The sequence below is a fragment of the Micromonospora yasonensis genome (genome assembly GCF_026013475.1).
GTDB lineage: Bacteria > Actinomycetota > Actinomycetes > Mycobacteriales > Micromonosporaceae > Micromonospora > Micromonospora yasonensis.
In genome coordinates this window covers 14,865-39,007 of record NZ_JAPDPH010000024.1, presented here as the reverse complement: position 1 = coordinate 39,007, position 24,143 = coordinate 14,865, and the positions used below count along the sequence as shown (strand labels likewise).

Genomic DNA, 24,143 nt, shown 5'->3' with positions numbered 1-24,143 from the left:
GGGCCATGCGGATCGCCATCGTGACCGAGTCGTTTCCGCCGGACGTGAACGGCGTGGCGCACTCCGTGGTCCGGACCGCGGAGCACCTGCTGAAGCGCGGCCACGCACCGCTGGTCATCGCGCCCGCACCGGCCGGCGGCCGGCGGCGCGCCACCGACCGGCAGCCGTACCCCGTGGTCCGGATCCCGAGCGTGCCGCTCCCGCGCTACCAGGGCTTCCGGCTCGGCGTACCGACCGCCCGGCTGGCCGCCACACTGCTCGGCCACCGGCCGGACGTGGTGCACCTGGCCAGCCCGTTCATCCTGGGCGCGGCGGGCGCCGCCCTGGCCGCCCGGCACGGGCTGCCGGCCGTCGCCGTCTATCAGACCGACGTCGCCGCCTACGCCCGCGCGTACCGCGTGGGCTGGGGCGAGGCGGCCGCCTGGCGCCGGCTCCGGGGCATCCACAACTCGGCGCAGCGCACCCTCGCGCCCTCGACCCGGGCGGCGGCCGACCTGATCGCCAACGGGATCCAGCGGATCTGGCTCTGGCGGCGCGGCGTCGACGCGGACCACTTTCACCCGTCGCGGCGCAGCGAGGACCTGCGCCGCGTCCTGGCACCCGGCGGCGAACTGCTCGTCGGGTACGTCGGCCGGCTCGCCCCGGAGAAGCGGGTCGACCTGCTGGCGGCGACCGCCGCGCTGCCCGGCGTACGGGTCGTGGTGGCCGGCGACGGCCCGGCCCGGCCGCAGCTCGAACGGGCGCTGCCCCGGGTGCGCTTCCTCGGCGTCCAGCACGGTGCGGCGCTGGCCCGGCTCTACGCCAGCCTCGACGTCTTCGTCCACACCGGGCCGCACGAGACGTTCGGGCAGACCCTGCAGGAGGCCGCCGCGAGCGGGGTGTCCGTGGTCGCCCCGGCCAGCGGCGGCCCGGTCGACCTGGTCCAGCCGGGCGTCACCGGTGTGCTCGTGCCGCCCGACGACGGGGACGCGCTCGCCGCCGCCGTGGCGGAACTCGCCGCCGACCCGGCCCGGCGCGCCGGCTACGGCCTGGCCGCCCGGGTCGCGGTGAGCCGGCGCAGCTGGCACGCCGTGGGAGACGAACTGATCGGCCACTACGAGGCGGTGCGGGCCGGTACCCCGGCACCGGGCCTGCCTGCCTGGGGATGACCGGCGGCCAGGCCCGCATCGTGCGGGTGGCGAACTTCGTGACCGGCCGCTCGGGCGGTCTGCGGACCGCGCTGCGGCACCTCGGGGAGGGCTACCTCGCCGCCGGCCACGAACCGGTGCTGGTGATCCCCGGCGCCCGGTACGCCGACAACCGCCGGCCGTGGGGCCGGGAGATCACCCTGCCCGGGCCGGTGGTGCCGGGCAGCGGCGGCTACCGCGTGCTGACCGACCGGCGGGGGCTGGCCCGGCTGCTCGCCGACCTGGCCCCCGATCGGCTGGAGATCTCCGACCGCAGCACCCTGCGCTGGACCGGCCGCTGGGCCCGGGCCAACCGGCTTCCTCCGGGCGCACGGCCTCGAAGCCCCACCCGCCGGCCCATCGGAAGCGGCCCCGACCGCGGCCCTCCCGGCGCCTGCCCCGCCTGCCGTCCGGCCGGCGTCCCGCCCGGTGCCGGCCCCGCCCGCCACCTGACCACCGCATCCAACGGCGGCCTCAGGTCACCTTCCGCCGGAGGCCACCGCCGGCTCGCCGGGCACCCCAGGGCGGTTCGATCACGGGACCGCATAAGGTGCAGGCATGGCGCGACCTGACGGGCGGCGGCCCGACCAACTCCGACCGGTGACCCTGACCCGGGGCTGGAGCACCCACCCGGAGGGCTCGGTCCTCGTCGAGTTCGGCGCGACCCGGGTGCTCTGCACGGCGAGCGTGACCGAGGGGGTGCCCCGCTGGCGCAAGGGTTCCGGCCTCGGCTGGGTGACCGCCGAGTACGCGATGCTGCCCCGCGCCACGAACACCCGTTCGGACCGGGAGAGCGTCCGGGGGAAGATCGGCGGCCGGACCCACGAGATCTCCCGGCTGATCGGCCGCAGCCTGCGCGCCTGCGTCGACCTGAAGGCCCTCGGCGAGAACTCGATCGTGCTCGACTGCGACGTGCTCCAGGCCGACGGCGGCACCCGCACCGCCGCGATCACCGGCGCGTACGTGGCGTTGCACGACGCGGTGACCTGGCTCGCCGAGCGCAAATCGCTCGCCGGCAAGGTGGAGAAGGTGATGCACCGGTCGGTGGCCGCGGTCAGCGTCGGCATCATCGCCGGTGAACCCCGCCTCGACCTCTGCTACGCCGAGGACGTCGCGGCCGAGGTCGACATGAACGTGGTCTGCACCGGGACCGGCGATTTCGTCGAGGTGCAGGGGACGGGCGAGGCCGGTGTCTTCGCCCGCGACCAGCTCGACGCCCTGCTCGACCTGGGCGTGGCGGGCTGTGTGGAACTGGCCGACGCGCAGCGGAAGGCGCTCACCTCATGAACAAGGTCCTCCTCGCCACCCGGAACCGGAAGAAGCTCGTCGAGCTCCAGCGGATCCTCGACGGTGCGCTCGGCGCGCACCGGATCGCCCTGCTCGGCCTCGACGACGTCGAGGAGTACCCGGAGCTGCCGGAGACCGGCCTCACCTTCGGCGAGAACGCGCTGATCAAGGCGCGGGAGGGTTGTCGGCGTACCGGCCTGCCGACCATCGCCGACGACTCCGGGCTGGCCGTGGACGCGCTCAACGGCATGCCGGGCGTGTTCAGCGCCCGTTGGTCCGGCCGGCACGGCGACGACCGGGCCAACCTCCAGCTGGTGCTGGACCAGGTCGCCGACGTGCCGGACGAGCACCGTGGCGCCGCCTTCGTCTGCACCGTCGCGCTGGTGCTGCCCGGCGGCAAGGAGCACCTGGTCGACGGCCGCCAGTCCGGCCAGCTGCTGCGGGCACCGCGCGGCGACGGCGGTTTCGGGTACGACCCGATCTTCCTCGGCGACGGCCAGGAGCGGACCAACGCGGAGCTGACCCCGGAGGAGAAGGACGCCGTCAGCCACCGCGGCAAGGCCCTGCGCGAGCTGGCCCAGCTGGTGGCGAAGGTGCTCCCGCCGGCGAGCTGACGCGAGCGGGTGCTCCGGTCAGCCGAGCGGGCCGATCTCCCGCTCGATCGCCGCGCGCAGCTCGGGGCCCCGCAGCACGTCGCGTGCGGCCTCCATGAGCGGGGCGAGGAACACGTCCGGTCCAGGGTCGCCGACCACCGCGGCGAGCGCGGCCAGCGCGGCCCGGCCGGCCGGGGACGGGGTGAGCGGGGCGCGCAGCTGGAGCCCGCGTACGGCGGCCAGCAGTTCCACCGCGAGCAGGCTGGTCAGGTTGTCCAGCACGGTCCGCAGCTTCTTGGCCGCGGCCCAGCCCATCGAGACGTGGTCCTCCTGCATGCCGCTGGTGGGCAGCGAGTCGACCGAGGCGGGGGCGGCCAGCCGGCGGTTCTCGGCGACGATCCCGGCCGCCGTGTACTGGGCGATCATCAGCCCGGAGTTGACCCCGGCGTCGGGAGAGAGGAACGCCGGCAGGTCCCGGGAGCGGGTGACGTCCAGCAGCCGGTCCACCCGGCGCTCGGCGATCGCGCCCACCTCGGCGGCGGCGATGGCCAGGTAGTCGGCGGCGAAGCCGAGCGGCGCCCCGTGGAAGTTGCCGGTCGACTCGACCCGCCCGTCCGGCAGCACCACCGGGTTGTCCACCACCGACCGAAGCTCCCGCCCGGCCACCACCTCGACGAAGTCGAGGGTGTCCCGGGCCGCGCCGGCCACCTGCGGCGCGCAGCGCATCGAGTACGCGTCCTGCACCGCGTGCGCCAGGTCGTCGCGGTGCGAGTCCATCACCGCCGAGCTCTGCAGCAGCTGGTGGATGTTCGCCGCCGACGTCGCCTGGCCGGGGTGCGGCCGGATCGCGTGCAACTCGGGCAGGAACGGCCGTTCCGAGCCGAGCATCGCCTCGATCGCCAGCGCGGCGGTCACGTCGGCCATGGTGAACAGGTGCCGGGCGTCGTGGATCGCCAGCAGCAGCATGCCGAGCATGCCGTCGGTGCCGTTGATCAGCGCCAGCCCCTCCTTGGCGGCCAACTCGACCGGCGCCAGCCCGACCCGGCGCAGCGCGTCCGCGGCCGGGATCCGGTCACCGGCCGGGCCGAGCACCCAGCCCTCGCCGAGCAGCACCAGCGCGCAGTGCGCGAGCGGGGCCAGGTCGCCGGAGGCGCCCAGCGAGCCGTGCTCCGGCACCCACGGGGTGACATCGTGGTTGAGCAGGTCCACCAGCGCCTCGGCGACGAGCGGCCGGACCCCGGAGCGGCCGAGGGCGAGCGAGCGTACCCGCAGCAGCATCATCGCCCGGACCACTTCGCGGGGCATCGGCGCGCCGATCCCGGCGGCGTGCGAGCGGATCAGCGCGTGCTGCAGCTCGGCCCGGCGTTCGGGCGCGACGAAGGTGTTCGCGAGGGCCCCGAACCCGGTGGAGACGCCGTAGACGGGCCGGCCGGCCGCCTCGATGCCGTCCACGATGGACCGGCTGGCGGCCATGGCCTCCACCGCGGCCGGGTCGAGGACGACCTTGGCGGTGCCGCGGGCCACTGCGAGCACGTCGGCGGGGGAGATCCCGGTGGGCTGGATGACTACGGTCGACATTGCGGCACTCCGTTTTGCAGAACCTGGCGGATCAGGGGAACTCCCGGCCGGTAGGCCAGGTGCAGGTGGGACGGGGCGTCGAGGATCACCAGATCGGCCCGCGCGCCCCGCGCCAACCGGCCCACGTCGGTGCGGCGCAGCGCCGCCGCCCCGCCGGCGGTCGCGGCCCACACGGCCTCCGCCGGGGTCATCCGCAGCTCGCGTACGGCGAGGGCGAGGCAGAACGGCATCGACGAGGTGTACGACGAGCCGGGGTTGCAGTCGGTGGCGAGGGCCACGGTCACGCCCGCGTCGAGCAGCCGGCGGGCGTCCGGGTACGGCGACCGGGTGGAGAACTCCGCGCCGGGCAGCAGCGTGGCGACGGTCTCCGACCCGGCCAGCGCGTCGACGTCGGCGTCGGTCAGGTGGGTGCAGTGGTCGACGCTTGCCGCGCCCAGCTCCACCCCGAGCCGCACGCCCGGCCCGGGGCCGAGCTGGTTGGCGTGCACCCGCACGCCCAGCCCGACCGCCTGACCGCAGGCGAGGATCGCTCGGGCGTGGTCAACGTCGAAGGCGCCCCGCTCGCAGAACACGTCGATCCAGCGGGCGTACGGGGCGGCGGCGGCCAGCATCGGCCCGCAGACCATGCCGACGTAGTCGTCGGGGCGGTCGGCGTACTCGGCGGGGACCACGTGCGCGCCGAGGAAGGTGGTGTCCGCGGTGAACTCGGCGGCGATCCGCAGCGAGCGGGCCTCGTCGGCGACGGTGAGCCCGTACCCGCTCTTGATCTCGACGGTGGTGGTGCCCTGCCGCGTCATCTCCGCCCGCAACCGGCCCACGGTGGCCCGCAGCTCGTCGTCGGAGGCGGCCCGGGTGGCGCCCACGGTGGTCCGGATCCCGCCGCCGGTGTACGGCTCGCCGGCCATCCGGGCGGCGAACTCGGCGGCCCGGTCTCCGGCGAAGACCAGGTGGGCGTGGCTGTCCACGAAACCGGGCAGCACGGCCGCGCCCCCGGCGTCGATCCGCCGGTCGGCGGCCGGGGCGTCCCGGGTCGGCCCGATCCAGGCCACCACCCCGTCCTCGACCAGCAGGGCGACGTTGCGCCGGATGCCGAGTGGGTCGCGCTCGCCCTCCCAGGGGGAGTTGGTGACCAGCTCCCCGATGTTGTCCACCAGCACACTGCTCATGGCCGGGTCACCTCCGTGATGGCGGCGTGCAGTTCGACCGGCACGTCGACGGTCAGGTGCCGGCCGTCGGCGACCACCGTCCGCCCGTCGACCACCACGTGGGTGACGTCGGCGGCGGTGGCCGCGAAGAACGCGCCGACCGGCGGCACCCCGGCGGTCCGGGCGCTGTCCAGCCGTACGGTGACCAGGTCGGCCCGGTCGCCCACCGACAGCCGGCCGGCGTCGCCCCAGCCCAGCGCGGCGTGCCCGGCCACGGTCGCGGCGGCGAGCAGCTCGACGGCGGTGAAGTGCCCCCGCCTGCGGGTGCGCAGCCGCTCGTCCAGCTCGACCGCGCGGGCCTCCTCGAAGAGGTCGACCACCGCGTGGCTGTCGCTGCCCAGGCTGAGCGGGCTGCCCGCCTCGGCCATCCGGCGGGCCGGCCCGATCCCGTCGGCCAGGTCCCGCTCGGTGGTGGGGCAGAGGCAGACCCCGGTCCGGCTCTCCCCGAGCAGGGTGATGTCGGCGCCGGTCGGGTGGGTGGCGTGCACGGCCGTGGTGTGCCGGCCGAGCACCCCGTGGTCGGCCAGCAGCCGGGTCGGGGTGCGACCGTGCACGGCCCGGCAGGCGTCGTTCTCGGCCGGCTGCTCGGACAGGTGCACGTGCAGCGGCAGGCCCTGGCGGTCGGCCCAGCCGGCCACGGTGGCGAGCTGCTCGGCGGGCACCGCGCGCACGGAGTGGATCGCCGCGCCGAGCCGGACGTGGTCGTCCTCGGGGTTGAACGCGCTGGCCCGGTCCGCCCAGCGCAGCGCGTCGCCGTCGCCGAACCGGCGCTGCGGCCCGGCCAGCGGCGCCCCGTCCACGCTCGCGGTCAGGTACGCGGTGTCCAGCAGGGTGAGCCGGATCCCGGCGTGCGCGGCGGCCTCGACCAGCGCCGCCGACATCGCGTTCGCATCGTCGTACGGCTGCCCGTCCGGCCCGTGGTGCAGGTAGTGGAACTCGCCCACGCAGGTGATCCCGGCGAGCGCCATCTCGGCGTAGGCGGCCCGGGCCAGGGCCAGGTACGAGTCGGGGTCGAGCCGGGCCGCGACCGTGTACATCACGTCCCGCCAGCTCCAGAAGTCGCCCCGCCCGCCGTGGGTCCGCCCGCGCAGCGCCCGGTGGAAGGCGTGCGAGTGGGCGTTGGCCAGCCCCGGCAGGGTCAGCCCGGGCAGCCGGGTGGCGTCCCGGAGCACCTCGACCCCGGCGGTCGGCGCGCCCCCACCGCCGACCAGCGGCGTGACGGCGGTGATCCGGCCGTTCTCGGCCTCGATCAGCACGTCCGGGGTGGGCTCGGCGTGGTCGGGCAGCCAGGCGTACTCGGCCAGCCAACGGGTCAGCGGCATGCGAGCTCCTCCAGCACCCGGGCCAGGGCGGTCACCCCGGCGGCGCAGTCGGCGTCGGTGGCCGACTCGGCCGGGGAGTGCGACACCCCGGTCGGGTTCCGTACGAACAGCATGGCGGTGGGCAGGTGCGCGGCCAGCACCCCGGCGTCGTGTCCCGCCCCGGTGGGCAGCACCGGCGCGTCCAGCAGCCGGGCCAGCTGCTCTGTCAGCCCGCCGTCGAACGCGACGAGGGGCGTGGCCGACTCCTGCGTGCAGGTCAGCTCGGTGCCGTCCCGCCGCGCCCGCTCGGTCGCCTTGGCCCGCACCGCCTCGACCAGGCCGTGCAGCGTCTCCGGCTCGGCCGCCCGGGCGTCCAGCCAGCCGGTCACCCGGGCCGGGATGGCGTTGGTGGCGTTCGGCTCCACCGCCACCCGGCCGACGGTGGCGTGCGCGTCGCGCAGCCGGGCCTCCTTGTTCGCCGCGAGCACGGTGAACGCGTAGGTGAGCATCGGGTCGCGGCGGTCGGCCATCCGGGTCGTACCCGCGTGGTTGCCTTCGCCGTGGAAGTCGAACCGCCACCGGCCGTGCGGCCAGATCGCGCTGGCCACCGCGACCGGCGCGGCCCGGTCGACCAGTGCGCGGCCCTGTTCGACGTGCAGCTCCACGAAGGCCGCGAAGCGGGCGAGCAGGCCCGGGTCGGCACCCGCCGGACGGTCGCCCAGCGCCTCGGCGAAGCTCACCCCGCCGGTGTCGCGCAGCCCGGCCGCGCGGTCTACGTCGATCTCCCCGGTGAGCAGCCGCGATCCGAGGCAGGGTACGCCGAACCGGCCGCCCTCCTCCTCGACGAACGCGGCCACCGCCACCGGCCGCACCGGGGTGACGCCGGCGGCCCGCAACTCGTCCACCGCGAGGAACGCGCTGACGATGCCGAGCGGACCGTCGTACGCCCCGCCGTGCGGCACCGAGTCGAAGTGGCTGCCGGTCAGCACCGCCCCGCCGGCCGCCGGGTCGCCCCACCAGGCGAACAGGTTGCCGTTGCCGTCGGAGTGCACCGGCATGCCCCGCTCGTCGGCCTGCTCCCGGAACCAGGCACGCAGCTCGAGTTCCGGCTCGGTCAGCGCGTAGCGCAGGTAGCCGCCGCTGCCCGCGTCCCGCCCGACCGGGGCGAGCTCGTCCCAGAGCTTCCGGAACCGGGCGGCCAGGTCGGTCACGCCGGACCCTCGGTCATCGGGACCCGGACGCCGGTCCGGTCGGCGACCTCCCGGGCCGCGTCGTAGCCGGCGTCGACGTGCCGGATGACGCCCATCGCCGGGTCGTTGGTGAGCACCCGCTCGATCTTCTGCCCGGCCAGGGCGCTGCCGTCGGCCACGCACACCTGGCCGGCGTGGATGGACCGGCCGATGCCCACCCCGCCGCCGTGGTGGATCGACACCCAGGACGCGCCGCTGGCCGTGTTGACCAGCGCGTTGAGCAGCGGCCAGTCGGCGATCGCGTCGGAGCCGTCGGCCATCGCCTCGGTCTCCCGGTAGGGGCTGGCCACGCTGCCGCAGTCCAGGTGGTCCCGGCCGATCACCACCGGTGCGCTCAGCTCGCCGGCGGCGACCATCTCGTTGAACCGCACCCCGGCCTTGTCCCGCTCGCCGTAGCCGAGCCAGCAGATCCGCGCCGGCAGGCCCTGGAAGGCCACCCGCTCGCCGGCCATCCGGATCCACCGGGCCAGGGACTCGTTCTCCGGGAACAGGTCGAGGATGGCCCGGTCGGTGGCCGCGATGTCGGCCGGGTCGCCGGAGAGCGCCGCCCACCGGAACGGTCCCTTGCCCTCGCAGAACAGCGGCCGGATGTACGCCGGCACGAAGCCGGGGAAGTCGAAGGCCCGCTCGAACCCGCCCAGCTTCGCCTCGCCGCGGATCGAGTTGCCGTAGTCGAAGACCTCGGCACCCGCGTCGAGGAAGCCGACCATCGCCTCGACGTGCTTCGCCATCGAGGCCCGCGCCCGGTCGGTGAACTCGGCCGGCTTCGCCGTCGCATAGTCCCGGGCGTCGGCCAGCTCCACCCCCTCCGGCAGGTACGACAGTGGGTCGTGCGCGCTGGTCTGGTCGGTGACGATGTCGATGGCGACGCCCCGGCGCAGCAGCTCCGGGAAGACGGCGGCCCCGTTGCCGACCACGCCGACGCTGAGCGCCCGCCGGTCCCGCTTGGCGGCGAGCACCCGCTCGACCGCGTCGTCCAGGGAGTCGGCGATCTCGTCCAGGTAGCGGTCGTGCGCCCGCCGCTCCAGCCGGCTGCGGTCCACGTCCACGATCAGGCACACGCCGCCGTTCATGGTGACCGCGAGGGGCTGCGCCCCGCCCATCCCGCCGCAGCCGGCGGTCAGCGTCAGCGTGCCGGCCAGCGAGCCGCCGAAGCGCTTGGCCGCGACCGCGGCGAACGTCTCGTAGGTGCCCTGCAGGATGCCCTGAGTGCCGATGTAGATCCAGGAACCGGCGGTCATCTGCCCGTACATGGTCAGGCCGAGCTGCTCCAGCCGGCGGAACTCCGGCCAGGTGGCCCAGTCGCCGACCAGGTTGGAGTTGGCCAGCAGCACCCGGGGCGCCCACTCGTGGGTCCGCATGACCCCCACCGGGCGGCCGGACTGCACCAGCATCGTCTCGTCGTCGCGCAGGTCGGTCAGCGTCCGGACCAGCGCGTGGTAGGACGGCCAGTCCCGGGCGGCCTTGCCGGTGCCGCCGTAGACCACCAGGTCCTCGGGGCGCTCGGCCACCTCCGGGTCGAGGTTGTTCATCAGCATCCGCAGCGCGGCCTCCTGCGGCCACCCTTTCGCGGTGCGTGCGGTGCCGCGGGCGGCGCGGACGGGCTGGTGCATCTCGTACTCCTCTCAGCCGAGGAACAACTGGCGGCGGGCGGCGGACGACTCGAACGCCTCGAGCCGGGCCTGGGTCTCGGCCGGGATGGCGTCGCAGATCGCCTGGAGCACCACCATGGCCAGGGTCATCGGGGCGGTGTGCAGGTCGAAGACCAGGTCGGTGCCGACGGCGGCGGGGAGCACCACGTCGGCGTGGTCGGTGGCCGGGCTCACCGGGGAGTCGGTGATCGCCACGACGGTCAACCCGAGGTCGCGGGCCTCGCGCAGCGCGTCCAGGGTCTCCCGGGGATAGCGGGGCAGCACGAGGGCGAGCAACGCGGTCGCCCCGGCCGCGGCGGCCTGTTCGAGCCGGTCGGTGAGGAGGCTGCCGCCGTCGTCGAGCACCCGCACGTCCGGGTGCACCTTCGCGGCGAAGTACGCGAAGTACGCGGCCAGCGGCGCGGCGGCGCGCAGGCCGAGCACCGGCAGCGGGCGGCTGGCCGCGAGCAGCTTCCCCACCTCGGCGAGCCGGCCGGCGTCGGCGAGCTGCCCGGCGAGCCGGTCGAGATTGCCCATCTCGGCGCGGACCGCCCGCTGGAGGGCGTTGCCGGCGTCGGCCGGGTCGGCGCCGTCGGCGGCGGTCAGTCCCCGCAGCCGGCGGCGCAGCGCCGGGTAGCCGTCGTGCCCGAGCGCCATCGCGAACCGGGTGACCGACGGCTGGCTGACCCCGGCCAGCTCGGCGACCTCGGCAGCCGACAGGTACGCCGCCGCGCCCGCGTGCTGCACCAGGCAGTGCGCGATCCGGCGCTGGGTGGGGGTGAGCCGTACGCCGTGGAACAGGTCGAGCAGGCGGTCGGTGGGTGCCGCACCGCTTTCATTCATGCGAGAACTCTATGCATGAAAACTTTCAGAGCGCAACCTCCGGCCACGCAACGGTGTCCGGTTGGCCGGCTGCCGGGCGGCGACGACGGGTGCGTCACCTCTGTACTATCCGCACGGCGGAGGAACAGAGGAGTGGTGGCATGCAGCCGGTCGGTCCGTACAGGTTCACCGAGGCGCTCGGCGTGTGCCAGGTGGGCACGGCGTGGTGGGCCGTCGACGGACATGATCGGCTGGTGACGGTGGCCGTGCTCGACGGCGCCGCGGCCACCGACCAGCCCTGGCGGGAAGCGTTCGCCAACGCCGCCAATGCCATGGCGCTGACCCCGGGCGGTCAGCGCTACGTCAACGCCGACTTCGCTGCGGCGAAGCCCTGGGTGGCGTACCCGTCCGAGGAGGGGATGGGGGCGTCGCGGCTGTTCCAGACCCTCGGCATGGACCTGCAGCCGGCGGAGTCCGAGGCCGACGTCCTGGTCCCCGAGACCGGCAGCGTCGCCGGGCCGCCGGAGCCGGTCTCCGGCGTGCCGACCTCCGGCACGCCCAGCCCCATCTCCGGCGCGCCACTGCCGTGGGCGATGCACGCCGCGGTGCCGCACCAGGTGTCGTCTCCGCCCCAGCAGGTGTCTCCCGCGCCCCAGCAGGTGTCCCCGGGCCCGCTGTCGGTGTACCAGCCGGTCAGTGGCCCGCCGCAGGACCCCTTCGCCGGGACCGCTCGCCGGATCACCCCCTCGGCGCCGCCTCAGCGCCGCACCGGGCTCTGGATCGGGATCGTCGCCCTGATCCTGGTCGTACTCACCGGTGCCGGTGGCGCTTTCGCCTGGGTGAGATCGAGCGGCACCGACAGTGCCCCGCCGCCGTACAGCCTCGACGAACGAGCCGTAGCGATCGCCTCACCCGCGCTGGTCTATGTGGAGGTCCAGTTCACCGGCTACCTCCGGGACAAGGAGACCGAGACCCCGTTGCGGGCGACGCCGGTCACCTTCAACCGCCGTTGCAGTGGATTCGTGGTGGGTTCGGCTGGCCACGTGCTCACCAACGGCCTCTGCGTGCAGCCCGCCTCGGACACCGCACGGCAGAACGCCCTCTACGCGCTGGGGCGAACTCTGATCGGGGAGAAGAAGCTCGCTTCGGCTCAGCTCGACAACTACGTCGCAACCCACCTCAAGGGCACCGTTCTGACCGGCCTCGATGCCGGGAAGGAACCGGAGGTCCGAGTGTTCGGGCAGTTCAACGTGGCCAGAGGTAACATCACCGACGGCCCGGCGATTCCGGGCGAGATCGTCAAGACGTGGGCGCCGGAGATGGGCGATGTCGCCCTGGTCAAGCTCGCCCAGGACCACCTCCCCGTCGCCGAACTGAACCCGTCGGCCGACGTCCGGCAGGGAACGTCGCTGCTCATGATCGGCTACGGTACGAGCGACCGGGATCCCCTGACCGCCACCTTCACCGTTGCCTCGAAACCGGTGACCGTTACCGGCGCAGGCAGCCAGGGACCGGTGCCCGTCTACCGGGTCAACGACGATGTCGGGATCTATTCCCGAGGGGGACTGGCGGTCGACACGAGCGGCCGGGTCGTCGGCATGCTCGACAACGACCAAGCGCTTCCCGACAAGGCGAACCGGGTGATCGTGCCGGCGTCGACGCTCACCACGCTGCTCAACGAGGCGGGCGTCACCGCCGAACTCGGTGACACCGACAAGCTGTACCGACGCGGGCTCGACGCCTACTTCGCCGGCAGGTATTCGGACGCCAAAACTCAACTCCAGACCGTGGCGACCCACGCACCCAAGAACCTCGTCGCGCAGACGTACCGGCAGAACGCGGTCGACCGCCAGAAGATCGAACGGAAGGGGTCATCCTTCCCGTCCTGGGCGGTCGTCCTGTTTGCCGCGCTCGGTGGAGCCTTGATCGTCACGCTCGTCGTCCTGGTCTTCATGGCCAGAGGGCGCGACCGGCATTGACGACGCCCCGGGGCGGCTGGCCCCTCAGTCGGACAGCAGCCATGCCTGCGAGCCGAGTGGGAAGCCGGCCGCCCGCCGCTAAATTCCGGTGCGCACGAGCGGCAGCAGCTTCGCCTCGTAGCCATTGAGGTACTCGGCCGGGTCGGCCTGGAGCACGGAACCGATGAGCGTGCCGAAGACGTCGCGGAAGTCGGTGGTGGCCTTGAGGTCGCCGTTGTCCAGGTCCGTCAGGCTCGGCTGTTCACCATACAAGCCGCCAACCGTCCTAGGGCCCATCACGAAGAGCGGGCCGGCTGTTCCGTGGTCGGTGCCGTCCGACGCGTTGGCCCTGACTCTGCGACCGAATTCGCTGTAGACGACCACGGTCACCCGCCGGCCGGCCCTTGTCCGCGCCAGCCGGTGCACGAACGCGGACAATGCCTCGTCGAGCTGCTTGAGCAGCGACTCATGTCCGACCCGCTCATTCGCATGTGTGTCGAACCCTCCCAGACTCACCGAGTAGACGCGAGTGGGCACGCCCGCCTCGACGCACCGGGTCACCAGTGCGAGCTGGGCGGCCAGCGAACTTCCACCGCCGGTGGCGGTGGACGACAGGAGAGAAAGGTCCCCGGCATCCGCCGGCAGTTCCGCGTTCTCCGCCTGCCGCACAAGCTTGTCGATCCGGAGGAAGTCGCGGTACGCCTCCGCCGCGTGCATCTCCAGCTCCGATTCGCCATCCTGTATCCGCCCGAGCGCGGCAACCAGTTCGGCGTCGATCCCCTGTGGAAGCTGAAGTCCGCCGAGCGCCACACACGCCCCCACACGCGTCGCACCGACGAGCAGTGGCGGGAGCGCCGGCTCGAAGCTGACCGCGGCCTCGGCGGAGGCCTTGGTGCCGTCGAGCCAGCGGCCCACCCACCCGGTCGGCACGGGTACGGCCGGCGACGCCGTCTGCCAGATGTCCATTGACCGGAAGTGGCTCCGATCCGGCCTGGGGTAGCCGACGCCGAGCACGACGCCCAACTGCTTGCTGTCCCAGAGTCGTTTGAATCCGGTCATCACCGGATTCAGTCCGAGCGATTCGTCGAGATGCAGTACCCGCTCCGGGTCATACGCCAACTCCGGGCGGGCGGAGTGATATGCCGGATCGGCGTACGGAACGACGGTGTTGAGCCCGTCGTTGCCGCCGTACAGAGTGACGATGACCAGCTTGTCGGGGCCCTCACCCGGATCCGGTCCGTCACCGCCTGTCGCGGTTGCGAGGAGCTCGGCCAGTCCTACACCGCCAGCGGCAAGTGCGGCGGCCCCCCCGGCCGCGGCCGAGGCGAGGAGGAACCTACGTCGGGTCAGCGCATCCATGTCAGCTCACCAGATATTCGGGGCTCGCCAGGCCGATGATCAGCAGCTTTCGTGGCTCCTTCGCCTGCTTCAGGGCCAGATAGGTCCGGTTCGTCCACGTCTCGATCGCGAGTACGTTGGCCAACTCCTCGGCGTTCATCCCGTCGACCTCGGCAAACCCGGCGAGCAGGTCGGCCAGACCGAGGCGAACCTGAGCCGCCGCAGAATTCAGCCAGGCCGTTCCGCTCGGCCAGCCGCCCACGCTTTGCGGCGCGAAGGGCACCTGACCGAGCCCGTTCAGTCCACTCACGACCTGACTCAGGGTCTTTTGCGAGAAGTGGGCGGGTCGGATGTTCAACTGCCGCATGGCACCGACGAGCCACTCGACCGGCTGCTTCACGAGCCGGTGGCGTCCCGACCGAAATTCTTCGTCCTCGAAAAGGGCCCGTAGCATCTGCATGCCGACCGGGAATGCGGCAGCGATCCTCTTCTGCGTGGCGTCGATGATCGGCTCGTGGGAAGAGCCGTATCGGAACCACAGGCGGGAGGCGATGAAGCGCGCGCAGGCAGGCTGCTTCGCCAGGAAATCGACGAGTGTGTAGGCGTCGAAGTTGGCGGTCCGGCCAAGAATCGTCTTCGGCGCGGCGTCGTGGTCGGCGGGGAAGTAGATTGCCGTGCTCGGCACACCCAGGTCCGTCCTCCACCCGGTCAGCGCGCGCCCTGCCTCCTTCACGTCCCGCTCGGAATAGTGTCCGATGCCCAGCATGAACAGCTCCATCAGCTCCCGGGCGAGGTTCTCGTTCGGCGCATCCTTGGTGTTGAGCTGCCCGTCGAGCCAGTAGACCAGCGCCGGGTCGGAAACCAGCCGCCTGGCCATCACCTTGAAGTTCGGCGATTCGCGGATCTTCTGGTGCTGCGCGAGCATGAACTGCGGGCTGCCGACCTTGCGTATCGATGTGGCCCAGTGCCCGTGCCAGAAGAACATCAGCTTTTCGGTGGCCTGATGGTCCGCGACTGTCAGGCGGTCCAGCCACCAACGAATGATCGCGTCGGTATGCGCTTTCCGTGTCGACTCCGCCGCAGCCCGTTGCTCCGTGGTCGGATTCGGCAGATTGTCGAACGGGTCCCGGCCGAGGTCCGGCATCGGTGCGGCGGCGGCACCCCGGTCCGGCCCGGACGGCGCGGTCAGCCTTGCCACGGTCGCCGCGTAACCAGCCTTCTTCGCGGCCGCCAGTTCGGACGCAGTCGGACCGAAGCCCGCCCGCCGCAACAGCATCGCGACGTTATCGCTCATCCTCGTAAACCTATGTGGATGTCACCGGATCCAGGAACCCGGTCTCTGTCGTCCGCTGCCTCTGCGGAAACCAGGCGCTCGCCAGTCTAACGGATCTCGCCGTGGCAGCCCTACCAGGAGATCTGTTGTTCGCACCCGGTCCAGCCCGCGCCGCGAAGAGCGGTCCACTGTGGCGGGCCGTCGCCGGGCGCTTGCCGGATCGGCTGCCCAACCCCGGCCCGAACCGCACGACCTGGTTCAGCGAACCGCGATCAGGCCCAGCATGTTTGCGCGCATCTTTCGCAGCACCGCCACCGTGGCGGCGAGCTGGTCGGCCTCCGTCGACCCGAGTCGTGCGACAACCACGGTCGCGTCGGTAGCGCTTACCAGAAACGTCGCCTCGGCGTCGGACAACAGCGGCGGTCCGTTGACGATCACCAGGACCTGGCCGAGACGGAACGATTCCATCAGCTTGGCCAGCCGGTCGGGTTGGAACAATTTCTCGGCCGGGCCTGGTTCGACCCTGCCGGTGGGCAGGAGGTAGAGCGGAAGCTCCTGGCGCCACTGAGTCACCACGCCGTTGACCGACGCCTCCCCGCGGAGGACGGTCGCCAATCCGGCCTCGTTGGCGACGGCGAACAGCTCGTGGATCTCGGGGTTCCTCAGGTTGCCGTCAACCAGCACCACCGTCTCGCCCGCCCGCGCGAACGCGATCGCCAGATTTCCCACGGCGGCCGCCTGGCCGTCGCCCGCGCCGCACCCGGTGACCATGATGCTCGTCAATCGTTCGCCGACCGCTTGCAGCCGGACGTCGGTCCGCATCTGCCGGAAGGCCTCTGCCCGGACGGATCGTTCGTCGCGCGTCATGAGCGCCGAAGCCGGTGAACCGGCGTCGACCACCCCGACCAGGGCCAGGTCGGCAACCTCGGCCGCGTGGCTCTCGTCACGTACGGTGCGCTGCCGCGCGTAACCGATGATCGCCGCTGCAGTGCCGACGAACAGACCGCCGGCAAGACCCAGCGAGACGTCGGTGAGTGGCTGCGGCGATTCCGGCGAGGGCGGCGTGGTCGCCCGACGGACGACCGAAACCTTGACCGGCGTTGATTCGACCCCGGTCGGTTTCTCCAACCGGCCGATGAATCCTGGAAATTCGTCCGCGATCGCATTGGCGATGTCCCGGGCTCGCTCGGGTGTCTCGTCCGCGACCTCGACCGTCAGCACAGCCGTACTGGCCTTGCCCGTGACATTGACCCGCGACATCAATTCTTCAGGCGAATACGGGAGGTCCAACTGATTGATTACCGTCGTGGCGACCTCGGGACTGTTGGCGATCTCGGTGTATGATCGGACGCGTTGCAGAATGTAGTTTCCGCCCGCGTCCAACTGGCGGACGTCCGCCGTCGGGAAATTTGGCGAGAAGAACAGCTGCGCGCTCGCCCGGTAAACCGGGGTCTGCAGCAGGGATGCCACGCCGCCCCCGACCCCGCCGAGGAGGGCGAGTGCCAGCACTGCCCAACGGTAGGCGCGTAATGCCTGCAAGTGATGCCGAGGCGTCAACTGGGTCCACTGTCTGGCCACCAGGAGTGATCTGTTGACGATGCCCCGGACACCCGTCGGGTGTTGCCCGGTGTCCGTTGGCGGGCTGGGCACGCCAGTCGGCCGGATTCTGCCCGAAAGCCTCACTCTTGAACCTCACTCGCTGCGGCCTGGCGCCAACCAAGTCAAAGCCAACTCATGCGAAATGCGCCCGGCGGATCCTAGCAGGACGCCTGCCCGGGAACCCCTCATCCCGGCCGGGCGAGCGGGACATTAGCGGATGCGCGCGTATCCCGGGGAGGGAGGGTTGTCTCGCTGGAATCCCTGGCAATTGCCAGGCCAGCCGCCAGAATGAGGGCCGCCGCCGCGCAAGGCCACAGGTAGAAATCAAAGAAATAGATCTGCACCGCAATTCCGACGACCAACAGCCGGGCGGTCAACGACTTCGATCGGACGAACAGCGCCACCAGGATGGCCAGGAAGGGCAGGAGTGTGATCAGCCCGAGGTCGTACCACAACGTGAGGAAGCTGTTGTCGAAGGTCTGCGCCAGGTGGTCGCCGATTCCCACCTCCTGGAAGAACCGGACGTGCGCCTCTGGTCCCTGGCCGAACAGCACGGTGTCGAAGCCTTGCCGCAGGCCGGAAAGCGCCGTCTCGGATCGGCTGTAACGTGCGGTGGCGGAACTTGATCCCGTCAGGTTGGTCAGCCGGGAAGCGACCAGATCAATCGTCCCCCGCAGGGGCCTGGGCCGGGCAACCACCACCACCGCGCCGACCGCGAGGCTGACCGCGACGAGAACCAGACCGCGGCGTGTCACCTTTCGTCTCTGCGCGAGATACCAGACGACGGCGGCGCACGCCGTACCGATCCACGCACTACGTGAGCCGGACAGCAGCAGGCCGACCGCGCCGGCGGCGAACGGCAACTGCCAGAGGCGACCACGCAGGGTTATCGCGACGCACATCGACATCATGCAGTAGGTGCCGTAGACGATCGGGTGCCCGATGGTGCCCACCGATCTGCCGGCACCGGCTGACGAGGTGAACGCGTTGCTGGTAGCCAGCTCGTCGAGGATCGGCCACGTGCCGGTCACGCGCTGGTAGATCGCCAGAAGCGCGACAGGTACGCCCACCCAGGCGAACGCTCTTGCCAAGCTCTTGAGCGCCTCCGGGTCCTGCCGCGCTTCCTCCACCACGTGCCAGGCGATGACGGCATAGCAGACGAAGGGCGCGAGGGCGAAGATCAGGTCCTTCGGTCCGTGCCAGTGCACTAGGGCGGCCACGGCACCTGCGGCCGGCAGAGCCATGACTAGCATTCCGACCGACGCGAACGGTTTGTCCGGATGGAACCGCTGAAGGCGACCGAACAGGGCGATCGCTGTCGCGGTGAGCAGGACCATCCATACGGGCTTGGCGGGATAGCCCGGATCAGCAGTGACCGGTACGAGGAACAACACCGCGAACAGCGCGTAGTTCAGCCGGGATGGGGTCCAGAGCCCCCAGACGAGCAGCGCGACCAGCCCCAGGATGCCCAGCAGGACAGGCTTCCAGCTGAGTAGGATGCCAGCCGAGACGGCCAGTACGGCAGGAGGGCCGAAACTCCTCCCCGACCTTGTCACGGGCAGCTCGCCTGTAGTTCTTCCAAATAGGAGATGAAGGTCGGCGCCGACGAGGGCGCGGAATTCAGCTCCCGCGCCCGTCGCGTTGCTTCAGACCTGAGCCGGCCGACGGTCTCGCGGTCCTCGGCCACGGCGAGCAGGGCCCGCGCCAACGCCTCGGAATTCGGTTCCACCAGTACGCCGCCGCCGTCGGCGAGGATCTCGGTCGTGGCACCGGCACGGAATCCGATCACCGGTGTCCCCGACATGAGTGACTCCAGTGTCACCCGGCCGTAGGCCTCGTTGCGGGACAGCATCAAGGTTGCATCCGCCTCGGAATACAGCGCCTGGGGATCGTTCGTCCACTCGGACACGTCGACGAGGTGGCCCACTCCGTGCTCCTGGGCGAGCGCCCGGAGTGCTCGCTGCGCGGTCGGGTCGCCGACGCCCACCAGCTTCAGTTCGAGGGACAGCCCCGCTCTGACGCACCGGCCCAACGCCTCGATGGCGTCCGCTTGGCCCTTCTCCGCCGAGTAGCGCCCGAGCAGCACGAGTCGCTTCAGCTCCTGCGTGTTGCGGCGCTGTTGAACCACGGACTCCATCGCGCGAGGCGCCACTGACGGCGGAATGACCCGCAGTTTCGGCCGCCCGGCGGGGGCCGCGCTCAGCAACTGGCCGGCGACGTAGTGGGAGATCACGACGAGGCCGTCCGCGAGGCTGGCGATGAGTCGGGCGATGATCCGTCTCGGCACGGCTGACCGCAGGCTCGGGTTGGTGAGGAGACTCTCCCTGATCGTCCAGACGTGCTGGATACGAGCCATCCGGGCGGCGATCGCACCGGCCGGGACAACGGCCGAGTTGGTCACCACAAGGTCCGGCCGCGTTCGGCGCAGATACCGCCAGTACCTGGGCACGGAGGCCGCCGCCTGACCGGATCGGACCAGGCCCACCAACGCGGTGTGTCTGCGTCCCATCCATAGTCTGGTCGGCAGGACCACCACCGCTGCGCCGACCCGGGTCAGCTCAGCGCGCAGCGGGCCCTCCGCTGGCAACGAGACGGTGACCTGGTGGCCGCGGATTTCGACAGCCTCCCGCACCAGTGCGGCCAGCGAACGCTCCGCGCCCATGAGGTCGGCTGAGTGGCTCACGAACAGGATGTGCACCCTAGAACCTTTCGGTGGGGCCGTGAATGCCCCGTAGGCCGTCCCAGTATCCGGCCAGGACAGCGAGTGACCTGCGCCGATGCTCTCCGGTGCCGACAGCGATCCGGAACAATGACCTCGCCACGTTCTTGTAGTGGATCGGCTCGCCGAACAGGAGCCGCCGCAACGGCCGGGAGTAGTGCTTCCGCACGTAGAGGATCTCGTTACGGTGGTAGTAGTACCTGGCCCTGGGGCTGGATCCGCTCAGGCTGCCGCCCCGTCTGTGCCAGACCTCGGAGCCGCACACGAATCCGATCCGGCCGCCCGCATCTCCGATGCGGCGAACAAGATCGAACTCCTCCTTGTAGTGGAAGAACCGTTCGTCGAACAGCCCGACCCCGATCACCCAGGAAACGCGCAGGAGGAGGGCCGCGCCGGTGACCATGTCCACCTCGTGCGCCCCTTCGGCGCAGCCGGCACAGCGGAATGGGCGGACCTTGCCCTTGGGGAGCATCGCGGAAACGAGGTAGGGCTCGGGATTCGGATCGTCCGGTTGCGCCGAGGTCGTCTGCAGCGGCGTCGAGACCGCGAATCGGTCCTCGTGCCGGAGCAGGGTGGACAGGGCGTGCGGCCGCGGCACCGCGTCGGCGTTCAACAGCCAGACCCACTCGGCACCGCGGTCGTGCGCCTCCCGGATGCCCGCGTTCATGCCGCCCGCGTATCCCAGGTTGCGGTCCAGCCGCAGTAGCGTGAAGGGCACCTCCACCTTTTCGAGCCTTGCGATGGAGTCGTCGCTCGAGCCGTTGTCGACGACGATGATCTCCGGCACGGTACTACCGGCCCTGACCGCCTCGAGGCATCGCACTGTGTCGTCCGCGCAGTTCCAGTTGAGGATCACTGCAACGACTCTGTCAGGCACTGGTGCCAACCTTACTGTCCATGGAATGTGCTTCGGAATCAGGCTCGATCTGCACTCGGGACCGCGTCCGCAGGACAAGAGCCGTGACCGTGCTGTGCAGGGAGAACAGCACGACGGAGATGGCGGCGACGCCCAGGGCGCCGAACCGCTGAGCGGCGAGAGAGTAGCCGACAACCGCTACCAGTGCGGTGCCCACGGCGATCGTCGCAGTCGCCCGTTCGCCACCGAGATTGACCAGCCTGGCGCTCAACACCTTGCCGATGGTCACCGCGATACTGCGCGGCACCAGGATCAGGCCGAGCAGCAGCGCGGCCGTGTATCCGCTCGTCAGGACCCCGATGCCGGCGAGCCCGACGAGAACAAGGACGCCCATGCCGACCGCGAGGTACACCGCCCTACGTAGCAGCCCGAACAAGCGCTGGTCCGAGCCGTCCTCGTGGTCACCGAGGGTGCGCTGAGCCGCAACGACTGCCCCGGCCTGGGTGAACTCGATCGCCGCCACCGCAAGGGAGTAAACGGCAAGCACGTCCGGACCCTGGTAACGGGCCAGTGCGAGTTGGTCGAAGCGATAGGTGAAGACCTGCGCCACCGCTCCGGTGTGGGTGAGCCCCAGCCGGTCGAGGCGTTCCTTCGGAGGTGACGCGCGTCGCGCCATCCGGGCCAACGGACGACCATGCTTTGCCCACAGTGCCAACGCCATCAGCGCCTGGCAGCCGAGCCAGGCGAGCAACCACAGTTGGGCATCCTTGACCGAAACGAGAATCAGCACGGCATAGAGCGCCGGCGCGACGGTGGCGAACACGGCACGGTATCGGTAGACGCTCAGGAATTGACCAAGGGTGAGCCCGGCGGCGGCAGGAATGTTGCTCGCCGCGATGCAGGCAGCGCCCGCAGCGGCGATGCCCGGCGTCCCCTCTTCGGAATAGTGCGCGAATGCCCAGGCCAGTACAGCCGTCAGGGGCACGGTCGCGACGTAGATGACGAGGCTGCGACGCCCGGCCGCGCCGTTCAGCCACTGACCCCCCTGGGCCAGGAGGAACGTCTCGAGAGACAACCCGCCTACCGCGACGCCGATGGTCGCGCTTGTCGTCGTGGCCACCAGAAGGCCCCGCTCGGCTGGCGGAAGCGCGACGCTGAGCAGAATGGCGATGCCCGACATCGCCAGCGCGGAGAGGTACATCAGCGTGGCGCTACCGGCCGCGCGCCGCAGCGGTTCACTCAGTGATCGGCTCATGCCCGCAACCCCGCAACCGTCCCTCGGATGACCGCGGTCGCTGCCTTGGGACCGGCGACCAACAGGGCCTTCCCCGCGTAAAGCAGCCTGGCGGCAGCTGCCAAGGGAAGCCGGTGACGGTAGTGCTTCCGGAAAAAGATCATGCAACTCCGGCTGGCGTGGAAGTAGGTGATGATCGACTTGGCTGTCATGTCTGCGGTCGCACCGGTCGCGCCGCCGCCTGCGTGGGCGACCGTGAGGCCGGACACGACCGCGACGGGTATGCCGAGACGGGCTGAACGGACCGCGATGTCCGCTTCCTCGTAGAAGAGAAAGAAGTCTTCAGAAAAGCCGTTCAGCGTCTCGAACGCCTTGCGGGTGATGAGGATGGAATGCCCCGCGACGTACGTCAGTTTGCGCGACGGTGGATCCTCGCCGGGCAATGGCTGCCCGCTCTGGCCGGTCCATAGGTCGAGCATCCCCAGATCGGGGCGGATGTCGCCATTTACGTCGATGCTCGTTGTCGCCCCAATCGCCCGGTCGCCTGCCGAGCCCAGGCCCAGCGCCGACGCGAGGACTCCACCGGTGATCCTGGTATCGGGGTTGAGTACCCAGATGAGTTCGGCACCGATTTCCATGAGCCAGCTCGCCGCGAGATTGTTCCCCGCCGCGTACCCGACGTTGCCCTGCCCGTGGATCACCCGGCCGGACAGGCCGTGTGCTCGGGCGAACTCGACAACCCGCTCGAGTTCCTGCCGTTGGTCGCTGTTGTCCACGATCGCGAGGGCGATGCGTGTGCCGGCATCGGTGTGGTGCGCCACCAGCGAACGGACAAGCCCCGCGGTGTCGTCGGCGCTCATGTAGTTGACGATGGCGATACCGAGAGTGTTCATCGGCCCGCCACCCCGGCCACCCTACGCAACGGCATCTTCCACCCAGGCCGAGAAGTTCGCCGCGAACGCCGCCTCGGAGAACCTGGACGCATTGGACCGCACTCGGTCTCGGTCGAGCTCGTCGAGGCGGTCCAGCACTGCGGCGAAGGCTGCCGCGTCGGCCGAATCGATGAGGAAGCCCGTCTCGCCGTCAACGACAGTTTCCAGCAACCCCCCGCGGTTGATGCCGATGACCGGGGTGCCGCACGCCTGTGCTTCGACCGGGATGATGCCGAAATCTTCGTGAACCGGGAACAGCAGCGCCTTCGCGCCCCAGTAGAGCTGTCGCAGCCGCTCCTTGCTCGGCGTGACCTCGAACGTGACCGGAACGCCGGTGCGCTCCGCGAGACGTCGGAGGTTGATCTCCTCGGGCCCTGAACCGGCAATGACGACCGGAAGTCCGGCGGCCTCGGCGATCGCGATGATCAGGTCGAACCTCTTGTACGGAATCCACCGCCCGACGCCGAGCAGATAGTCGCGTGCCTGGTTCCGGTCCGCAGCGGGAGCGGACGAGAAGAAGGTGACATCCACCGGCGGGTTGACCACGACGGCGTCCCGTTGCCAGTAGTGGCGGATCCGGGCCTGCACCTCACGTGAATTCGCCGCGTAGCTGTGGACGTGTCGGCTGAACCGCACGTCGACGGCCTGGAGGGCGCGCCGCGGGAGCGCGAGCAGCGGGCTCGAGCCGCGGCTGTCGAAGGCCGGGCTCCAGAGGTACCGGGCCGGAGCGTGGACGTAGCTCAGATGCCGGGTCGTCTCGGGTGGCCCCAGCTTGACGGTGTGCGCGAAGGCGTGGCTCGAGGAGATGACCACGTCGAACCGCCGACGCGTGAGGGTCCGCCAGGTCATCGGCATGAGGGGAAGGGCCATGGCCTTGTTGTGCCGCAGCGGGGTGCGGGCCAGCCAGGACTCCCGCAGGGCCGGCTCCTCGACACCCCGGTCCTTCCACAGCACGAACCGTTCGGCATGGGGAACGAGGTCGGCGATGCTTCCGAACACCTTCTCAGAGCCACCGGTGACGCCGAACCATTCGTGCACGAGTGCCACGGATGAACCGGCAAGAGCGCGAAGCCCTTCGTGCTGCCCGACCGGAGGCGTCTGCTCGGTCATATCCATCAGGCCGCACCACCGTGCGGGTAGCGCCCTGGCGCTGACTGGATCGGGGGCGTCCGGCCCTCGCGAATCACCTTGAACGTCCTCTCGTCGAATGCGGCGTGCACAGCACTGGTCGAGCCTGGGTGGTGTGGCTTCGGCCCACTGTTAAGGGGGCCGCCGTGACGCAACGCTGCCGTCGTCCGGCAGCACCGTGGATCCCGGCCACCGCGACCAGTTCTCGATGTGGGGGTTGTCGAGGCGGAGCAGCCAGACAGGGGGATGGGCCCGACCGTCGACTAAGCGCGC

General features: G+C 71.2%; 20 protein-coding genes. 5 read left to right on the top strand and 15 right to left on the bottom strand.

All coding sequences use genetic code 11. From position 1 onward, the window contains the following. The first annotated feature begins 5 nt into the window (after positions 1-5). From ONA70_RS08065 to rdgB, 4 genes are read left to right on the top strand one after another with little or no spacing between them, the layout of a single operon-like run. Positions 6-1,148, top strand: a complete 1,143-nt coding sequence (locus ONA70_RS08065; protein ID WP_265005711.1) for a glycosyltransferase family 4 protein — start codon at positions 6-8, stop codon at positions 1,146-1,148. Beyond that, entirely contained in the window at positions 1,145-1,738 is a 594-nt protein-coding gene (locus ONA70_RS36665; RefSeq protein ID WP_319956434.1) for a glycosyltransferase, read from the top strand. The genes ONA70_RS08065 and ONA70_RS36665 overlap by 4 nt, the downstream gene beginning before the upstream one ends. Further along, positions 1,725-2,453 (top strand): ribonuclease PH, encoded by a 729-nt coding sequence (gene rph, locus ONA70_RS08055; RefSeq protein ID WP_265005710.1) that lies wholly within the window; start codon positions 1,725-1,727, stop codon positions 2,451-2,453. The genes ONA70_RS36665 and rph overlap by 14 nt, the downstream gene beginning before the upstream one ends. Continuing rightward, a complete protein-coding gene (rdgB, locus tag ONA70_RS08050; RefSeq protein ID WP_265005709.1) occupies positions 2,450-3,067 on the top strand; it encodes an RdgB/HAM1 family non-canonical purine NTP pyrophosphatase in 618 nt (205 codons plus the stop codon). Before rph ends, rdgB begins: the two co-directional genes overlap by 4 nt. A gap of 18 nt (positions 3,068-3,085) precedes the next feature. Here rdgB and hutH read toward each other — a convergent pair whose 3' ends face one another. Genes hutH through ONA70_RS08020 form a run of 6 tightly spaced genes read right to left on the bottom strand, consistent with a single transcriptional unit; the run spans position 3,086 to position 10,854 of the window. Then, positions 3,086-4,624: a histidine ammonia-lyase gene (gene hutH, locus ONA70_RS08045; protein ID WP_265005708.1), complete on the bottom strand. Its 1,539-nt coding sequence runs from the start codon at positions 4,622-4,624 to the stop codon at positions 3,086-3,088. Beyond that, positions 4,612-5,790 (bottom strand): imidazolonepropionase, encoded by a 1,179-nt coding sequence (gene hutI, locus ONA70_RS08040; RefSeq protein ID WP_265005707.1) that lies wholly within the window; start codon positions 5,788-5,790, stop codon positions 4,612-4,614. Before hutI ends, hutH begins: the two co-directional genes overlap by 13 nt. Further along, positions 5,787-7,145 carry a formimidoylglutamate deiminase gene (locus tag ONA70_RS08035; RefSeq protein WP_265005722.1) on the bottom strand — a complete coding sequence of 453 codons (1,359 nt, stop codon included), beginning with the start codon at positions 7,143-7,145 and terminating at the stop codon, positions 5,787-5,789. Before ONA70_RS08035 ends, hutI begins: the two co-directional genes overlap by 4 nt. Continuing rightward, positions 7,142-8,341 (bottom strand): allantoate amidohydrolase, encoded by a 1,200-nt coding sequence (locus tag ONA70_RS08030; RefSeq protein WP_265005706.1) that lies wholly within the window; start codon positions 8,339-8,341, stop codon positions 7,142-7,144. The genes ONA70_RS08035 and ONA70_RS08030 overlap by 4 nt, the downstream gene beginning before the upstream one ends. After that, positions 8,338-9,993, bottom strand: coding sequence for a urocanate hydratase (hutU, locus tag ONA70_RS08025; protein ID WP_265005705.1), 1,656 nt, complete (start codon positions 9,991-9,993; stop codon positions 8,338-8,340). Before hutU ends, ONA70_RS08030 begins: the two co-directional genes overlap by 4 nt. A 12-nt stretch (positions 9,994-10,005) precedes the next feature. After that, complete coding sequence (locus ONA70_RS08020) at positions 10,006-10,854, bottom strand: MurR/RpiR family transcriptional regulator (protein WP_265005704.1); 849 nt, start codon at positions 10,852-10,854, stop codon at positions 10,006-10,008. A gap of 11 nt (positions 10,855-10,865) precedes the next feature. Between ONA70_RS08020 and ONA70_RS08015 the strand changes: the two genes are divergently transcribed. After that, positions 10,866-12,812: a S1 family peptidase gene (locus ONA70_RS08015; protein ID WP_265005703.1), complete on the top strand. Its 1,947-nt coding sequence runs from the start codon at positions 10,866-10,868 to the stop codon at positions 12,810-12,812. A gap of 78 nt (positions 12,813-12,890) precedes the next feature. Here ONA70_RS08015 and ONA70_RS08010 read toward each other — a convergent pair whose 3' ends face one another. From ONA70_RS08010 to ONA70_RS07970, 9 genes are all read right to left on the bottom strand, one after another. Then, on the bottom strand, positions 12,891-14,150 hold the full coding sequence (locus tag ONA70_RS08010; RefSeq protein ID WP_265005702.1) for a DUF1501 domain-containing protein: 1,260 nt from the start codon (positions 14,148-14,150) through the stop codon (positions 12,891-12,893). A 1-nt stretch (position 14,151) separates the two neighbouring features. After that, positions 14,152-15,423: a DUF1800 domain-containing protein gene (locus ONA70_RS08005; protein ID WP_265005701.1), complete on the bottom strand. Its 1,272-nt coding sequence runs from the start codon at positions 15,421-15,423 to the stop codon at positions 14,152-14,154. Between the two features lie 237 nt (positions 15,424-15,660). Further along, positions 15,661-16,980, bottom strand: a complete 1,320-nt coding sequence (locus ONA70_RS08000) for a polysaccharide biosynthesis tyrosine autokinase (RefSeq protein WP_265005700.1) — start codon at positions 16,978-16,980, stop codon at positions 15,661-15,663. A 206-nt stretch (positions 16,981-17,186) separates the two neighbouring features. Further along, entirely contained in the window at positions 17,187-18,557 is a 1,371-nt protein-coding gene (locus ONA70_RS07995; protein WP_265005699.1) for an O-antigen ligase family protein, read from the bottom strand. Further along, complete coding sequence (locus tag ONA70_RS07990) at positions 18,554-19,699, bottom strand: glycosyltransferase family 4 protein (protein WP_265005698.1); 1,146 nt, start codon at positions 19,697-19,699, stop codon at positions 18,554-18,556. The genes ONA70_RS07995 and ONA70_RS07990 overlap by 4 nt, the downstream gene beginning before the upstream one ends. Before the next feature lies 1 nt (position 19,700). After that, positions 19,701-20,597 carry a glycosyltransferase family 2 protein gene (locus ONA70_RS07985; RefSeq protein WP_265005697.1) on the bottom strand — a complete coding sequence of 299 codons (897 nt, stop codon included), beginning with the start codon at positions 20,595-20,597 and terminating at the stop codon, positions 19,701-19,703. Next, positions 20,590-21,831, bottom strand: a complete 1,242-nt coding sequence (locus ONA70_RS07980; protein WP_265005696.1) for a lipopolysaccharide biosynthesis protein — start codon at positions 21,829-21,831, stop codon at positions 20,590-20,592. The genes ONA70_RS07985 and ONA70_RS07980 overlap by 8 nt, the downstream gene beginning before the upstream one ends. Further along, positions 21,828-22,703 carry a glycosyltransferase family 2 protein gene (locus ONA70_RS07975; protein ID WP_265005695.1) on the bottom strand — a complete coding sequence of 292 codons (876 nt, stop codon included), beginning with the start codon at positions 22,701-22,703 and terminating at the stop codon, positions 21,828-21,830. Before ONA70_RS07975 ends, ONA70_RS07980 begins: the two co-directional genes overlap by 4 nt. Before the next feature lie 21 nt (positions 22,704-22,724). Further along, positions 22,725-23,858: a glycosyltransferase gene (locus tag ONA70_RS07970; protein ID WP_265005694.1), complete on the bottom strand. Its 1,134-nt coding sequence runs from the start codon at positions 23,856-23,858 to the stop codon at positions 22,725-22,727. Positions 23,859-24,143: the final 285 nt, after the last annotated feature.

Coding starts and splice junctions, on each gene's coding strand:
- ONA70_RS36665 (WP_319956434.1), top strand. CDS start 1,145: ATGACCGGCGGCCAGGCCCGCATCGTGCGGGTGGCGAACTTCGTGACC.
- hutI (WP_265005707.1), bottom strand. CDS start 5,790: ATGAGCAGTGTGCTGGTGGACAACATCGGGGAGCTGGTCACCAACTCC.
- hutH (WP_265005708.1), bottom strand. CDS start 4,624: ATGTCGACCGTAGTCATCCAGCCCACCGGGATCTCCCCCGCCGACGTG.
- ONA70_RS07975 (WP_265005695.1), bottom strand. CDS start 22,703: ATGAACACTCTCGGTATCGCCATCGTCAACTACATGAGCGCCGACGAC.
- ONA70_RS08010 (WP_265005702.1), bottom strand. CDS start 14,150: ATGGATGCGCTGACCCGACGTAGGTTCCTCCTCGCCTCGGCCGCGGCC.
- ONA70_RS08005 (WP_265005701.1), bottom strand. CDS start 15,423: ATGAGCGATAACGTCGCGATGCTGTTGCGGCGGGCGGGCTTCGGTCCG.
- ONA70_RS07970 (WP_265005694.1), bottom strand. CDS start 23,858: ATGGATATGACCGAGCAGACGCCTCCGGTCGGGCAGCACGAAGGGCTT.
- rph (WP_265005710.1), top strand. CDS start 1,725: ATGGCGCGACCTGACGGGCGGCGGCCCGACCAACTCCGACCGGTGACC.
- hutU (WP_265005705.1), bottom strand. CDS start 9,993: ATGCACCAGCCCGTCCGCGCCGCCCGCGGCACCGCACGCACCGCGAAA.
- ONA70_RS08020 (WP_265005704.1), bottom strand. CDS start 10,854: ATGAATGAAAGCGGTGCGGCACCCACCGACCGCCTGCTCGACCTGTTC.
- ONA70_RS07980 (WP_265005696.1), bottom strand. CDS start 21,831: ATGAGCCGATCACTGAGTGAACCGCTGCGGCGCGCGGCCGGTAGCGCC.
- ONA70_RS08015 (WP_265005703.1), top strand. CDS start 10,866: ATGCATGAAAACTTTCAGAGCGCAACCTCCGGCCACGCAACGGTGTCC.
- rdgB (WP_265005709.1), top strand. CDS start 2,450: ATGAACAAGGTCCTCCTCGCCACCCGGAACCGGAAGAAGCTCGTCGAG.
- ONA70_RS08065 (WP_265005711.1), top strand. CDS start 6: ATGCGGATCGCCATCGTGACCGAGTCGTTTCCGCCGGACGTGAACGGC.